14 protein-coding genes are annotated in these 13,852 nt (G+C 65.1%); 10 read left to right on the plus strand and 4 right to left on the minus strand.

Annotation, left to right across the window (positions count from 1 at the left end; genetic code table 11):
- The first annotated feature begins 3 nt into the window (after positions 1-3).
- The 6 genes from dtd (at position 4) to C41B8_RS01235 (ending at position 4,440) form a co-directional block, all read left to right on the plus strand.
- A complete protein-coding gene (gene dtd, locus C41B8_RS01210; RefSeq protein ID WP_037332917.1) occupies positions 4-441 on the plus strand; it encodes a D-aminoacyl-tRNA deacylase in 438 nt (145 codons plus the stop codon).
- A 100-nt stretch (positions 442-541) separates the two neighbouring features.
- Positions 542-1,135: an imidazoleglycerol-phosphate dehydratase HisB gene (gene hisB, locus C41B8_RS01215; protein WP_037332919.1), complete on the plus strand. Its 594-nt coding sequence runs from the start codon at positions 542-544 to the stop codon at positions 1,133-1,135.
- A gap of 18 nt (positions 1,136-1,153) precedes the next feature.
- Positions 1,154-1,798 (plus strand): imidazole glycerol phosphate synthase subunit HisH, encoded by a 645-nt coding sequence (gene hisH, locus C41B8_RS01220; protein ID WP_037332920.1) that lies wholly within the window; start codon positions 1,154-1,156, stop codon positions 1,796-1,798.
- Between the two features lie 58 nt (positions 1,799-1,856).
- Positions 1,857-2,597, plus strand: a complete 741-nt coding sequence (gene hisA, locus C41B8_RS01225) for a 1-(5-phosphoribosyl)-5-[(5-phosphoribosylamino)methylideneamino]imidazole-4-carboxamide isomerase (RefSeq protein ID WP_037332921.1) — start codon at positions 1,857-1,859, stop codon at positions 2,595-2,597.
- Between the two features lies 1 nt (position 2,598).
- On the plus strand, positions 2,599-3,384 hold the full coding sequence (gene hisF / locus C41B8_RS01230) for an imidazole glycerol phosphate synthase subunit HisF (protein ID WP_037332922.1): 786 nt from the start codon (positions 2,599-2,601) through the stop codon (positions 3,382-3,384).
- Positions 3,385-3,723: 339 nt separating this feature from the next.
- The gene (locus tag C41B8_RS01235) at positions 3,724-4,440 is read left to right on the plus strand and encodes an SIMPL domain-containing protein (protein WP_037332924.1); all 717 of its coding nucleotides are present in this window, start codon (positions 3,724-3,726) and stop codon (positions 4,438-4,440) included.
- Positions 4,441-4,517: 77 nt separating this feature from the next.
- Here the strand turns inward: C41B8_RS01235 and C41B8_RS01240 are convergent, their stop codons facing one another.
- The 4 genes from C41B8_RS01240 to def all read right to left on the minus strand — a co-directional run bounded on the left by C41B8_RS01240 (position 4,518) and on the right by def (position 7,902).
- The gene (locus tag C41B8_RS01240; protein WP_037332925.1) at positions 4,518-5,084 is read right to left on the minus strand and encodes a type 1 glutamine amidotransferase domain-containing protein; all 567 of its coding nucleotides are present in this window, start codon (positions 5,082-5,084) and stop codon (positions 4,518-4,520) included.
- Positions 5,085-5,170: 86 nt separating this feature from the next.
- A complete protein-coding gene (rsmB, locus tag C41B8_RS01245; RefSeq protein ID WP_037332926.1) occupies positions 5,171-6,463 on the minus strand; it encodes a 16S rRNA (cytosine(967)-C(5))-methyltransferase RsmB in 1,293 nt (430 codons plus the stop codon).
- Positions 6,456-7,382 carry a methionyl-tRNA formyltransferase gene (gene fmt, locus C41B8_RS01250; RefSeq protein WP_037332928.1) on the minus strand — a complete coding sequence of 309 codons (927 nt, stop codon included), beginning with the start codon at positions 7,380-7,382 and terminating at the stop codon, positions 6,456-6,458. The genes rsmB and fmt overlap by 8 nt, the downstream gene beginning before the upstream one ends.
- A 4-nt stretch (positions 7,383-7,386) precedes the next feature.
- On the minus strand, positions 7,387-7,902 hold the full coding sequence (gene def / locus C41B8_RS01255; protein ID WP_037332929.1) for a peptide deformylase: 516 nt from the start codon (positions 7,900-7,902) through the stop codon (positions 7,387-7,389).
- Between the two features lie 83 nt (positions 7,903-7,985).
- On the opposite strand from def, the gene C41B8_RS01260 reads away from it, so the two are divergent.
- The 4 genes from C41B8_RS01260 to C41B8_RS01275 all read left to right on the plus strand — a co-directional run bounded on the left by C41B8_RS01260 (position 7,986) and on the right by C41B8_RS01275 (position 13,672).
- Positions 7,986-9,149, plus strand: coding sequence for a LysM peptidoglycan-binding domain-containing protein (locus C41B8_RS01260; protein WP_156962363.1), 1,164 nt, complete (start codon positions 7,986-7,988; stop codon positions 9,147-9,149).
- Complete coding sequence (gene dprA / locus C41B8_RS01265; protein ID WP_037332931.1) at positions 9,146-10,261, plus strand: DNA-processing protein DprA; 1,116 nt, start codon at positions 9,146-9,148, stop codon at positions 10,259-10,261. The genes C41B8_RS01260 and dprA overlap by 4 nt, the downstream gene beginning before the upstream one ends.
- Before the next feature lie 48 nt (positions 10,262-10,309).
- Positions 10,310-10,783: a Smg family protein gene (locus C41B8_RS01270; RefSeq protein WP_037332933.1), complete on the plus strand. Its 474-nt coding sequence runs from the start codon at positions 10,310-10,312 to the stop codon at positions 10,781-10,783.
- Positions 10,784-11,131: 348 nt separating this feature from the next.
- Positions 11,132-13,672: a DNA topoisomerase I gene (locus C41B8_RS01275; RefSeq protein WP_037332935.1), complete on the plus strand. Its 2,541-nt coding sequence runs from the start codon at positions 11,132-11,134 to the stop codon at positions 13,670-13,672.
- Positions 13,673-13,852: the final 180 nt, after the last annotated feature.

A 13,852-nucleotide genomic window follows, 5' to 3' on the forward strand; every position in this document is an offset into this window, starting at 1 on the left:
CTGATGATCGCGCTCATTCAGCGGGTCACCCAGGCCTCGGTTACAGTCGCCGGCGAGCGCATTGCGGCCATCGATGCCGGCGTGCTTGCGCTGGTGGCCGCCGAACCGGACGACACCGAGGCCCGCGCCGAGCGCCTGGCCGAACGCGTGCTCGCCTATCGCATCTTCGCCGACGACGCCGGGCGCATGAATCTGGGCGCGATCACCGCGGACAAGGCCGTGCTGGCGGTACCGCAGTTCACGCTGGCCGCGGATACCCGCCGCGGCAACCGACCGGGATTTTCCACCGCGTGCCGGCCCGAACGTGCCGAACCGTTGTTCGTGCATTTCGCCGACGCGCTGGCGGCGCGCCATCCGCGCATCGCCACCGGACGATTCGGCGCTGATATGCAGGTCTCACTGGTCAACGACGGCCCCGTGACGTTCTGGCTAACGGCCTGATCGCCGTGATCCGCCGGCCTGCCCGCCCCCTCTCGCATCGGCGTGATCAACGGCGTATGATCGACCGTCCTGAGGGGCATTCCGAGTACACCGCGAGACCATGACAGCGCGTCGCGCCACGATCGAACGCTGCACTGCCGAAACCGATATCCAGCTCAGCCTGGATCTGGACGGCACCGGCAAGTTCGACGCCGATACCGGCATCGGCTTCTTCGAGCACATGCTGCATCAACTGGCCCGGCACGGGCTGGTGGATTTGGATGTGCGCGCAAAGGGCGATCTCTATATCGACGACCACCACACGGTGGAGGATGTCGGCATCTGTCTCGGCGCGGCGCTCAAGCAAGCCGTCGGCGACAAGAAGGGCATCATGCGCTACGGCCATGCCTATGTGCCGCTCGACGAAGCGCTATCGCGCGTGGTGCTGGATTTCTCCGGGCGCCCCGGCCTGCATTTCCGCGTGCCGTTCACGGCGGAGAAGATCGGCACCTTCGATACCGAACTGGTGCGCGAATTTTTTCAGGGCGTGGCCAGCGGCGCGGCATTGACGCTGCATATGGATACGCTGGCCGGCGATAACGCTCATCACATCGCGGAAACGCTGTTCAAGGCCTTCGGCCGGGCGCTGCGCGCCGCCGTGGCCCGCGATGAACGCGCTCTCGACGCTCTGCCCTCCACCAAGGGCAGTCTCTAGAACTCAACTCGTCGTTTTATGGCAACCGTCGGCATCATCGACTACGGCATGGGCAATCTGCACTCGATTGCCAAGGCTTTACGCTACGTCGCTTCGGACGAACAGATCGAGGTCAGCTTCGACCCCGACGCGCTCGCACGCATGGACCGGCTGGTTCTACCGGGCGTGGGCGCGATCGGCCATTGCATGGATGAACTCCAGCGCCTGGAACTCGACGACATGATCCGCAGCGTGCTCGGCAAGACGCCACTGATGGGCGTATGTCTCGGCATCGAGGCGCTCATGGCGCATTCGGAGGAGTCCGGCGGCGTGGATTGTCTGGGCGCGTTCCCGGGCGACACGGTGAAGTTCGCCGAAACCGAGGTCATGGCCGACGGCTCGCGCCGCAAGATCCCGCATATGGGCTGGAACCAGGTCCATCAGGAGCGCCACCATCCGTTGTGGAAGGATATTGCGCCCGATTCCTGGTTCTATTTCGTGCACAGCTACTATGTCGTGCCCGACGATCCCAAGCACATTGCCGGCACCACCGACTATGGCGTGCGCTTCACGTCGGTGGTTCTGCGCGACAATGTGTTCGCCGTTCAATTCCATCCCGAAAAGAGCCAGTCCGCGGGGCTGCAGCTGCTTGCCAACTTCCTGGAGTGGAACGGCGCGGCCTGACGATTTCGTCGGCCGCCCGGTCCGGTTATCTGCCGTCAATAAAGCGAGGAGAAACGGCGTGCTACTCATCCCTGCCATCGACATCAAGGACGGCCAGTGCGTCCGCCTGCGTCAAGGCGACATGCACGACGTCACGGTATTCGGTGATAATCCCGTGGCCGTGGCGCAGCGCTGGATCGACGAAGGCGCCGATCGTATCCACGTGGTCGACCTCGACGGCGCCAAAGCCGGCTACCCGGTCAACGATCGCGTCATCGGCGAGATCGTCGACGCCGCCGGGCGGATTCCGGTGCAGGTCGGCGGCGGCATCCGCGATGAAGCCGCAATCGAGACCTACCTGGAACGCGGCGTCGAATTCGTGATTCTCGGCACCCGCGCCGTCTCCGAACCGCACTTCGTGGCCGACGTCGGCGTTGAATTCCCCGGCCATATCATCGTGGGGCTGGACGCGCGCGATGGCATGGTCGCCACTGACGGCTGGTCCAAGCTGTCGAACCACACCGTGGCCGATCTTGCCCAGCAGTTCGAGGAAGACGGCGTGGTCGCCATCATCCATACCGACATCAGCCGCGACGGCATGATGCAGGGCCTCAACGTCGAAGCCACGCGCGCACTGGCCGCCGAGCTGACGATCCCCGTGATCGCTTCGGGCGGCGTGACCGACATGGCCGATATCGATGCTCTGCTCGAAGTCGAATCCGACGGCGTGGCCGGCGCGGTGATCGGCCGTGCGATCTACGAAGGCACGCTCGATCTCGCCGCTGCTCGCAAGCGCGTCAACGAGCGCAAGGGAGGCTGATTTGTCCCTGGCCAAGCGCATCATTCCCTGCCTGGATATCGACAAGGGGCGCGTCGTCAAGGGCGTGAAGTTCCTCGATATCGCCGACGCTGGGGATCCGGTCGAGATCGCCCGCCGCTACGACCAGCAAGGCGCCGACGAGCTCGTCTTTCTCGACATCACGGCATCCACCGAGGATCGCGGCACGCTCATGGACGTAGTCGAGCAGGTCGCCGGCGAAGTCTTCATCCCGCTGACCGTCGGTGGCGGCGTGCGTACGCTCTCAGACGTCCGCCGGCTGCTGTCGGCCGGTGCGGACAAGGTCTCGATCAACACCGCCGCCATCGGCAATCCCGAATTCGTGGCCGAGGCCGCCTATCGCTACGGCAGCCAGTGCATCGTGGTCGCCCTGGACGTGAAGAACGCGGCCAAGAAGGACGAAGAACCACGCTACGAAATCTTCACCCACGGCGGCCGCAAGTCCACCGGCATCGAAGCCATCGGCTGGGCCAAGAAACTGGTCTCGCTGGGCGCCGGCGAAGTGTTGCTGACCAGCATGGACCGCGATGGCACCAAGTCGGGCTTCGATATCCAGCTTACCCGGGCCGTCTCGGATGCCGTGCCGGTCCCTGTGATCGCTTCGGGCGGCGTGGGTGACCTGGAAGACCTCTACGACGGCCTGTCGGCTGGCCATGCCGATGCCGTGCTGGCGGCATCGATCTTCCATTTCGGCACCTACACGATCCAACAGGCCAAGAGCTATCTGGCGGAGCGCGGCATTCTCGTGCGCGACGCCGCTCTGCGCTGACGCCGTCTCTGTCGCCCCCGGTTCAATCTGCACTGCCCGTGTCATGCCGGGCAGCCCGCGGGCGCCTCGGCGTCGAGGCGCCGAACGGCTTCCCCTCGACCCGCCATTCGTTTTTTAGGCGTGGCCGATAGCGCGATCGCGCCACGGCCCGCGTGGCCGGCGTGTGCCCGGCGCCGCATCGTCATAGAACCGCGGCGAAATGCTTTACGGGCCCGTGCTGCCGCGGCACCGCCCATCGACAATCATCGCGATACTCGCGCGAAACCTCGACACGCCCTACAGTAGTCATACCAGACGTGCAGCCGGCGTCATGCCGACTATGAGATCGGAGTGAATCTCATGCGCGATAACACGATCCCGGCTATTATTCTCGGCGTGTGCCTGATTGTGGGCCTGGTCGGCGGCGGACACTACCTCCAGGCCGCCGCTCGAACTTGGCAGGCGGCCAACCACAGTGTGACGGTCAAGGGTCTGGCCGAACGCGATGTGCCCGCGAATCTCGCGCTCTGGCCGCTACATTTCTCCACCAACAGCAGTTCGCTCGGCGCAGCCCAGCAAAAAATCGACGCCCAGGCCCAGACCGTGCGTCAATTCCTGCACGCCGCCGGCTTCGTCGACAAGGAAATCACGCTCACCTCGCCGCAAGTGAGCGACGAGTGGGCGAACCTCCCGGCGAGCCAGCGTGGCAGCGCCGACGATCGCTACAAGGCCGAGGCCACAATGCTGGTGCGCACGCCGAAGATCCAGGCCGTAAAGAAAGCCATGCCGCGTGTGGGCGAACTGATCGGGCGCGGCGTACTGCTGTCTCCCAACTACAACTATCGCACCGAGTTCCTGTTCACCGATCTCAACCGGATCAAACCGCGCATGATCGCCGAGGCGACCGCGAATGCGCGCGCGGCCGCACGCCAGTTCGCCAAGGACTCGGGTAGCCACGTCGGCGCCATCCGGCAGGCCTCGCAAGGCTATTTCTCGATTTCCGATCTCGACAGCTATACCCCGGAGATCAAGAAAGTGCGGGTCGTGACGACCATCGACTATGCGCTCGACAACTAAACGCGGATTTACACGAAAAAAAACCCGGGCGTAGCCCGGGTTTTTCAACGATCGATCACTCGATCGGAAGATTAATATCAGACCGTCTGGTCTTCGTGCCGACCCTCGGCGAATTCCTCGATCGCCTTCGCGCAGAAGGCATCCAGATCATCCGGCGTACGGCTGGTGACCAGCGCTTCGTCGCAAACGACTTCTTGGTCGACCCAGGTCGCGCCCGCATTCTGCAGATCCGTCTTGATCGACGGGAACGAGGTGACGGTTCGGCCATCCAGCACGCGTGCTTCAATGAGCACGATCGGGGCGTGACAGATCGCGGCCACCGGTTTGTGTTGGGCGAAGAAATCACGAACAAAGGCGACCGCCTTGTCGTTCGTGCGCAGATTGTCGGGATTAACCACGCCGCCCGGCAGTACCAGACCGTGATAATCCGAGGCCGAAACCTCGTCGATCGTCTTATCGACCTTGAAAGTGTCCGCCTTGTTGATATCGCCGTTCATGCCCTGGATTTCGCCGGATTCCAGCGAAATCAGATGTACTTCGGCACCGGCGTCGGTGATGTCCTTACGCGGACGGGTCAGTTCGATCTGTTCGAAACCGTCCGCCGCGAGAAAAGCAATCTTCTTGCCGTTAAGTTGGCCTGCCATGGGTTGCTCCTTGGGGCATGCGAATGCATTACCCGGCAGACCATGGCGCCTACCCGAAACGTTGCCAATCAGTAGAGTTACGCAGGTTACCCGGTATGTTCCAGTACCGCGTAATAAAAACCGTCGAAACCCTGGTCGCCCGGTGCGATGCGCCGGCCGACGGCTTCGGGGCGTCCCCATTCAGCCAGGATCGGGACGGCCCGGGCATCCGCGGTCGCGCTCAGGAAATCGGCCACCACATCCACACCTTCGGCACGCAGGATCGAACAGGTGGCATAAACCAGTCGGCCACCGGGCGCGAGCAACGGCCAGAGGGCGGCCAGCAGTGCGCGTTGACGCGCGGCCGCCGTGGCGATATCGGAGGCTCGCCGTAGCCATTTGATGTCGGGATGGCGCCGGATCACGCCCGTGCCGCTGCAGGGGGCATCGAGCAGAATACGATCGAACGGTTCACCGCCCCACCACGCATCCGGCGCGCCCGCGTCACCGACCTGAACCGTTGCGGTAAGTCCCAGCCTTGCCAGCGTCGATTCGAGCGTTGCTACGCGCTCGGTATCGATGTCGAGCGCAGTCAATGCAATATCGGCCCGCTCCAGCAAATGGGCGCTCTTGTTGCCGGGCGCGGCACAGGCATCGAGCACGCGCTGGCCGTCGACGGGCCCAACCAGATCGGCGGCGAGCTGGGCCGCGCCATCCTGAATCGAGACCTCACCCTCGGTGAAACCGGGCAGACGTTCGGCGGCGACCGGCTCGTCCAGAGTCAGACCATCGGCGCAGTGCTCGATCGGCGACGCCGCCACGCCGGCCTCGGCCCAGCGCTCGCGCAGTGCCGCCGGCGTCGCGCGTCGGCGATTCACGCGCGTATGCATGGGCGCGCGCGCGTTGCCGGCAGCGAGGACCGCCGGCGCGTATTCGCCCCAGTCCTCGGCGATCATCGTCGCCAGCCAGTCGGGATAGCTCTGCGCCACGGCGTCGCTGGCATCGTCCAGCCGCACCGGCTCACGTTGATGGCCTCGCAATACAGCGTTGACCATCCCGCGGGCCTTGGCGAGTTTGAGTTTCTGCGTCGCGGCCACGGTCGCGTGCACGGCCGCGTGCGGCGGCACGCGTGTGGCCTCGAGCTGGTAGAGCCCGACGCGCAGCAACGCATCCAGCAACGGCTGCGGTTTCTTTTTGAGCTTCGGCGCCAACAGCGCCCCCAGCCGGCGATGATCCCGCAGCGTGCCGTAGGCCAGCAGCCGCGCCAGCGATCGATCGGCGCCCGACAACTCACGCGGCCAGACGGCCATAGCGGCGTCCAGGCTGCGTCCCTGATCGATCACTGCGGCGACCGCGCGCGTGGCGTGGACCCGGGCTGCCGTTCCCGCCGACTCAGCCAAAACGGGTCCCGATCCAGTCGCGCCCGTTGGCCGCATCGGCCGCACTCATGCGGCGTTTGCCTGGCAGCTGCAGCTCAGTGACGCGCAGGATGCCGTCGACCGTGGCGATATCGATGCCGTCGCGCCCGGCCGCAACCACCGTGCCGGGCTCAGCCGCTGCCGATGTGTTCCGGCTTACGGCCTGCCAGAAGCGCACGCGATCGCCGTCGAGCTCGGCATGCACCACCGGCCACGGCGAAAAAGCCCGCACCAGCCGAGCGATACGCATCGCCGGCTGCGACCAATCCACCGCAGCCTCGGCCTTGTCGAGCATGGCGGCATAGGTCGCCTTCGCGTCGTCCTGAGGTTCGGGCTTGAGACCGTCGGGTAGCGCATCCAGCACCTCGACCAGCGCGGCCCCGCCCTGCGCGGCCAGTGCGTCATGCAGCGCGCCGGCGGTCGTGGTTTCGTCGATCGGCCATCGACGCACGGCCAGCATGTCGCCGGTGTCCAGGCCGACATCCATCTGCATGATGGTCACGCCGGTTTCGGCGTCACCGGCCTCGATCGCGCGGGCGATTGGTGCCGCTCCGCGCCAGCGCGGCAGCAACGATGCATGCACGTTCAAACAGCCGTAGGTCGGCAGCTCGAGCACAGCTTTCGGCAGGATCAGCCCGTAGGCGACCACCACCATCACGTCCGGCTCGAGCGCGGCGAGCTGCTCCAGCGCCTCGGCGTTCTTCTTGAGCTTTTCCGGTTGAAATACCGGCAACCCAAGATCGAGTGCGGCGGCCTTGACCGGCGACGGTTTGAGCTTGCGGCCGCGGCCGGCCGGGCGATCCGGCTGGGTGAACACGCCCACCAGCTCGTGGCCGCTGTCGGCGATGGCCTGCAGCGTGGGCAGCGCGAATTCAGGGGTGCCGGCAAAAACAATGCGCATCGCGTCAGTCGGCCTTGGCGCTGTCGCGCTTGGCGGCTTTGGCCAGCTTGCGTCGGATGCGCTCGCGCTTGAGCCGCGAGAGCTTGTCGATATAAAGCCCGCCGTCGAGATGAGCGAGCTCATGCTGCACGCACTGCGCCAGTAGGCCTTCGGCGTCCATTTCGTATTCCGTGCCGTCGCGGTCCTGGGCGGCGAAGCGCAGGCGCGTGGCGCGGGTGACGCGGTCGTAGTGATCCGGCACCGAAAGACAGCCTTCGTCGACCACTTCGTCTTCTTCGGCCCACAGGATGCGCGGATTGCACATCACGATGCGTTCGCTCTTGTCCTCGGAGCAGTCCATGACCGCCACACGCCGCGTATCGCCCACCTGGGTCGAGGCAAGGCCGACGCCCGGCGCGTCGTACATGGTGTCGAACATGTCGTCGATGAAACGCGACAGCGCCTCGTCGAACACGGTAATCGGTTCGGTGACCTCACGCAGCCGCGGGTCCGGGAAATGCAAAATCTCGAGAATAGCCATATTCTGTCGGCAGTTGACGTCGATTGTTCAGACGGCGGCGGAAAAGCTGCGGCCGGCGATCGAAATCCGGGGAGTATAACGGTTTGAGGCATACGCGGATTGGGGGAAGACGACTCGTCGGGCTCGGCCTGGCAGTGCTGATGGCCGGCTGTGCCCATACACCCGGCCGACAGCCGCCGACATCGCACGACACGACGGCCACCGACGCATCGGGCCCGCGCGCCACCACGCCCCTGCCCTCGACGCCCGCCCCCGCGCCGCAGAACTTGCACACCTCGGATCTGGCCAACCATATGCGCGCCGATGCGCCGCTGCGCTACGTGGTCAAGCGCGGCGATACGCTATGGGCTATCGCCGGCAAGTACCTCGATGATCCGTGGTATTGGCCACAACTCTGGGATGCCAACCCCGACATCGCCAACCCGCACCGGATCTACCCCGGCGAAGTGCTCGTGCTGACACGCGGCATGGATGGGCAACCCCGCGTCGCCCGCGACGAGACCGTACGTCTGGAACCCAAGGTGCGCGAAGAGCCGCTGTCGGAGGCCATCCCGGTCATTCCGTATTCGGCGATCCGCGATTTTCTGGAAAGCCCGCGCCTGGTCGATGAAGATACGCTCGAGAACGCGCCCTACGTGGTCTCGTTCGACGACCAGCATCTGGTCGCCGGCAACGGGGCCACGGTCTATGTTCGTGGCGCGAAACCGTCCGGCCCCGATCGCTACGAGCTGGTGCATCCGGAAGGGCCGTATCGCGACGCCAGAACCAACGAGGTACTCGGCCGCAAGGCGGTGCCCGTCGGCCGCGTGACGGTTCAGTCGTTCGGCAAACATGTCGCGACCGCCACCATCGACAAGTCATATCGCGAGGCCCGACCCGGCGACCGACTGCTGCCGGTAGCCGACGCGGACCTGCTGCACGACTTCTATCCCCACGCCCCGGACAAGCCGCTCAGTGCCCACATCATTTCGGTTTACGGCGGTGTCAGCGAGATCGGCCAATACGATGTGGTCACGCTCGATCGCGGCCGGAACATCGGCCTGCGTCGGGGCGACGTGCTCGATATCTACAAAGCCGGCCGCACCGTGCCGGACCCGGTGGCCGGCGGAGAAGTGAAACTTCCGGAAGTCGAGGCGGGCTACCTGATGGTGTTCAAGGTCGACAAGAAAGTCAGCTTTGCGCTGGTGATGCACGCAACCCGCGCTATTCACGTCGACGATGTCGTGCATTCGCCGGACGCCACATGACCGATCGCGCGGCCTGGCTGCGACTGGCAACCACCCCCGGTATCGGGGCCACGCTGGCCGCGCGCCTGATCGAGCGTTTCGGCAGCGTCGAGGCCGCCCTGGCTGGAAGCGATACGGCCTGGCGTGAGGTCGGACTGTCCGCGCCGACGCGGCGTGCGCTGGCCGAACCGCCCGGCGACGGCCTGACCGCGACCGAGGCCTGGCTGGCCGAGGACGGGCATCATTTTTTGACCGTTGACGATGCGTCGTATCCGGCCGCGCTGGCTGAACTCGACCCGCCGCCGCCCTGGCTGTATGCGCTCGGCGATCTCGACCTGCTCGATTATCCGGCCATCGCCATCGTCGGCAGTCGCAATCCCACGCACGCCGGGCGCGAGGCCGCGCATGAGTTCGGCCGCGCCCTCGCGGCGGCCGGGCTGGTGGTCGTCTCCGGCCTGGCACGCGGCATCGATGCCGCGGCTCACGAAGGCGCGCTGGATGCCGACGGCTTCACCATCGCCGTCACCGGCACCGGGCTCGATCGCGTCTACCCCGCCGCGAACAAGGCACTGGCCGAGCGTATCGCCGAGCGCGGCCTACTATTGTCGGAGTTCGGCCTGGGTACGCACCCGGCACGCGGCAATTTCCCCCGTCGCAACCGCGTCATCGCGGGGCTGTGCACCGCTACGCTGGTGGTCGAGGCCGCGCGGGCCTCTGGTTCGCTGATCACCGCGCGCATGGCCAGCGCCGCCAATCGCGAGGTCTTTGCCCTGCCCGGCTCGATCCACAACCCGCTGGCGCGCGGCTGCCACCAGCTTATCCGCGAAGGCGCCAAGCTGGTCGAGACCACCGACCATATCCTCGAGGAGATCGCGGGCTCGATCGGCGGCTATCGTCGTCGCCCGACAACTGGAATCGAAGCGGGCATGAAAACGTCGACAGCCGCCGAGTCGACCGGCCAGGACGACAGCGACGAATTGCTGACCGCGATCGGCCACGATCCGGTACGTATCGACGACCTGGTCGCGCGCACTGGCTGGAAGGCCGATGCCGTGTCGTCGACGTTGCTCATCCTGGAGTTGGAAGGCCGCGTGCAGGCCGTGGCCGGCGGCGCCTACATCCGCTCTGCCTGACCCGGCGCCGCGCGCGCTGCTCGGGGTCATCATGGTAGAGTCTGTGCCATGAACGAGAATGTCCTGGACGTCCTGCTGTATCTGTTCGAGAACTTTTCGTTGACGGACGTAGGCGCCACCGGCGACGTCCGCCAGGATCTGGGCGATGCCGGATTCTTCCCCGACGAGATCGACGATGCCTTCGACTGGCTGCGCGCGGCTCAGCCGGAAGGGCGCGCGCCGATCACCCCGCCCTCGAACGACAGCATCCGCATTTATGCCGGCCCCGAGCTGTATGTGCTCGACGCCGAATGCCGCGGCTATATCGCCCGGCTCGAACGCGCCGGCGTGCTCTCGGCCGCCAATCGCGAGTTGGTCATCGATCGCCTGATGGCGCTGGTCGACGACGAATACGACGGCGCGGAGCTGGAACAGGTGAAATGGGTCGTAATGATGGTGCTGTCCTCCGCCGACGGCCACGACACCGCGCAAGCCCGCATGGAAGCGATGCTGCATGCGGAGGCGCCCGGCGCAAGCCACTAGGGTCTGTTGAGGTTTTTGTGCGAGCGCCGCGTTGGCGCCCACAAACCCGGGCGTGAAAAACACGGGACCGCGCGGCGACGTGCCACGACCCGCAATCGCCGAAGCGCAGCGCGCCCCTGAATGAATTTTTCCTGGGCGGGCTGACCTTGCCCACCCTGTCGAATCGCTGCCAGGCCTTCTCTGGCAGGCCATGGCTTGTATCCCGCGCTCTTGAAAAGCGCCTGTCTGGGCCGCATCGCCCGGGCAGGCCATCTTGACGCTGGCGCATCGCGCGTGCTTCAAAGGCTGTGCTAGGGTTCGCCACGCAGCGGGCCCGGCCCGATATTCATTCCTTCAAAGTGTGAGTCGATGAGCCGAAATCTCGTCATCGTGGAGTCCCCGGCCAAGGCCCGGACCATCGAGAAGTATCTGGGCAAGGACTATCAGGTCCTGGCTTCGTACGGCCACGTGCGCGATCTGATCCCGAAGGAAGGCGCGGTCGACACGAAAAACGACTTCGCGATGCACTACGACATCATCGACCGCAACGCCAAGCAGGTCGACAAGATCGCGAAGTCGCTGAAGCAGTCGGATACGCTGCTGCTCGCGACTGACCCGGACCGCGAAGGCGAAGCGATTGCCTGGCATCTGCTGGAGCTGCTCAAGGACCGCGGCTTGCTCGAGAACAAGCATGTCGCTCGCGTGGTCTTTCACGAGATCACCAAGCGCGCCGTGGCTCATGCCGTTGAGCATCCACGCACGATTTCCGACGATCTGGTCAACGCCCAGCAGGCCCGACGCGCGCTGGATTATCTGGTGGGGTTCAATCTCTCGCCGCTGCTGTGGAAGAAAGTCCAGCGCGGCTTGTCGGCCGGGCGCGTGCAAAGCCCGGCGCTGCGCCTGATCTGCGAGCGCGATGCCGAGATCGAGGCCTTCGTGCCCGAGGAATACTGGCGCATCGAAGCCAAGGCCGAGAAGGACGACATCCCGTTCTCCGCGCGCCTGTCCCAGCTCGACGGCGAGAAGATCGAACAATTCACCATCAACGACCAGGGCGGCGCCGACGCCGCTTATGAAAAACTCGTGGCGGCCGCTCAGGGCAAGCTGCGCGTGGCCACGGTCGAGAAGAAACAGCGCCGGCGCAATCCGTCGCCGCCGTTCACGACCTCCACGCTGCAGCAGGAAGCCGCGCGCAAGCTCGGCTTCAACGCCCGGCGAACCATGCGCACCGCGCAGGGCCTGTACGAAGGCGTGAAGCTCGGCGACGGTGAAGAAACTGGTCTGATCACTTACATGCGAACCGACTCGGTGAATCTGGCCAACGATGCGCTGACCGAGATTCGCCAGATGATCGGCGATCGCTACGGCGACAAAAATCTCCCGGACAGCCCGCGCACGTTCAAGACCAAGTCGAAGAACGCCCAAGAGGCCCATGAGGCCATCCGTCCGACCGCGAGCGCGCGTATCCCGAGCGAGATCAAGCAATATCTGACCTCGGACCAGTTCCGGCTGTACGAGCTGGTCTGGCAGCGCACTGTCGCCAGCCAGATGGTGCACGCGCTGTTCGATACGGTCTCGGCCGATCTGGCCGCGGGCGAGGACAACCGGCATCTGTTCCGCGCCAGCGGCCGCACCCTGCGCGAGCCCGGCTTCCTGTCGGTCTACAAGGAAGGCCGCGACGACGGCGACAAGGCCGAGGACGACAACGATAAACGCTTGCCCGCGCTGGAAGAAGGCGAAACCATCGACCTGGCCGAAATCGTGCCGACCCAGCACTTCACCGAGCCGCCGCCGCGCTTTACCGAGGCCGCGCTGGTGAAGACGCTCGAGGAATACGACATCGGCCGGCCGTCGACCTATGCGGCGATCATCTCCACGCTGCAGGATCGCGAATACGTCGAGATGGACGGCAAGGCCTTCATGCCGACGCCGCTGGGCAAGATCGTCAACAAGTTCCTGACCGATCACTTCACCCGCTACGTCGACTACGAGTTCACCGCCAATCTGGAAGACCGGCTGGATGCTGTCTCCCGCGGCGAACAGGACTGGCGCCCGCTGCTGGCCGAATTCTGGGAGCGTTTTTCCGACCAGATCGAGTCCAAGCAGGATCTCTCGCGCGAGGAAGTGGCTCAGGCGCGTGAACTCGGCACCGATCCCAAGACCGGCAAGCCGGTGATCGTGCGCATTGGCCGCTATGGCCCGTTCGTGCAGATCGGCTCCAAGGACGACGAGGAAAAACCCAAGTTCGCCGGCCTGCGCAAGGGCCAGGACATGGACAAGATCACGCTCGACGAAGCGCTGTATCTGTTCAACCTGCCGCGCGATCTGGGTGAAACGCCCGAGGGCGAGGAGATCCAGGTCAACATCGGCCGCTTCGGGCCTTACGTCCGCTACGGCAAGAAATTCGCCTCGCTCAAGGAGGACGACCCGTACACGATCTCGAAAGAGCGCGCGCTGGAAGTCATCGCCGAAAAGAAGGAAGCCGACGCGAAGAAGCTGATCAAGCACTTCGAGGCCGAGGGCATCAAGGTCCAGCACGGCCCGTTTGGTCCGTACATCACCGACGGCAAGAAGAACGCCAGCGTGCCGAAGGACATGGAGCCCGAGTCGCTGACTCTGGAACAGTGCCAGGAGATCATTGCCAAGGCGCCGGAAAAGAAGAAGCGCGGCCGCAAGAACGCCAAGACGAGCGCGAGCAAGAAGGCTTCGAGCAGCGCCAAGACGAGCAAATCGTCGGCGTCCAAGGCGAAAACCTCCAAAGCCAAGACGTCCAAGAGCAAGACGGCCAACGGCAAGACCGCTACCAAGAAATCCGCCTCGCCCAAGACCAAGAGCGCGTCGAGCAAGAAGAGCACCGCGAAGAGCAAGACCAGCGGCGACTCATCCTCCGGCGGCCAGGCCTCGACGTAACGCGACCCGGCGCGGACATGACGGGCGCTGGGCAAGCTGCAGCGCCCGTCCCATGGCGAGGCAGCCCCGTCGGCGTTGACCGCTGACGCCCGCCACGACGATCAGCGTGACTATCCCGTTCGAATCCGCACCCCGAAATCTGTCAACCGGCGTACAATTCGTAGCCGTTTTTACTGGGCG

Source organism: Salinisphaera hydrothermalis C41B8 (assembly GCF_000732535.1).
Classification (GTDB): Bacteria; Pseudomonadota; Gammaproteobacteria; order Nevskiales; family Salinisphaeraceae; genus Salinisphaera; species Salinisphaera hydrothermalis.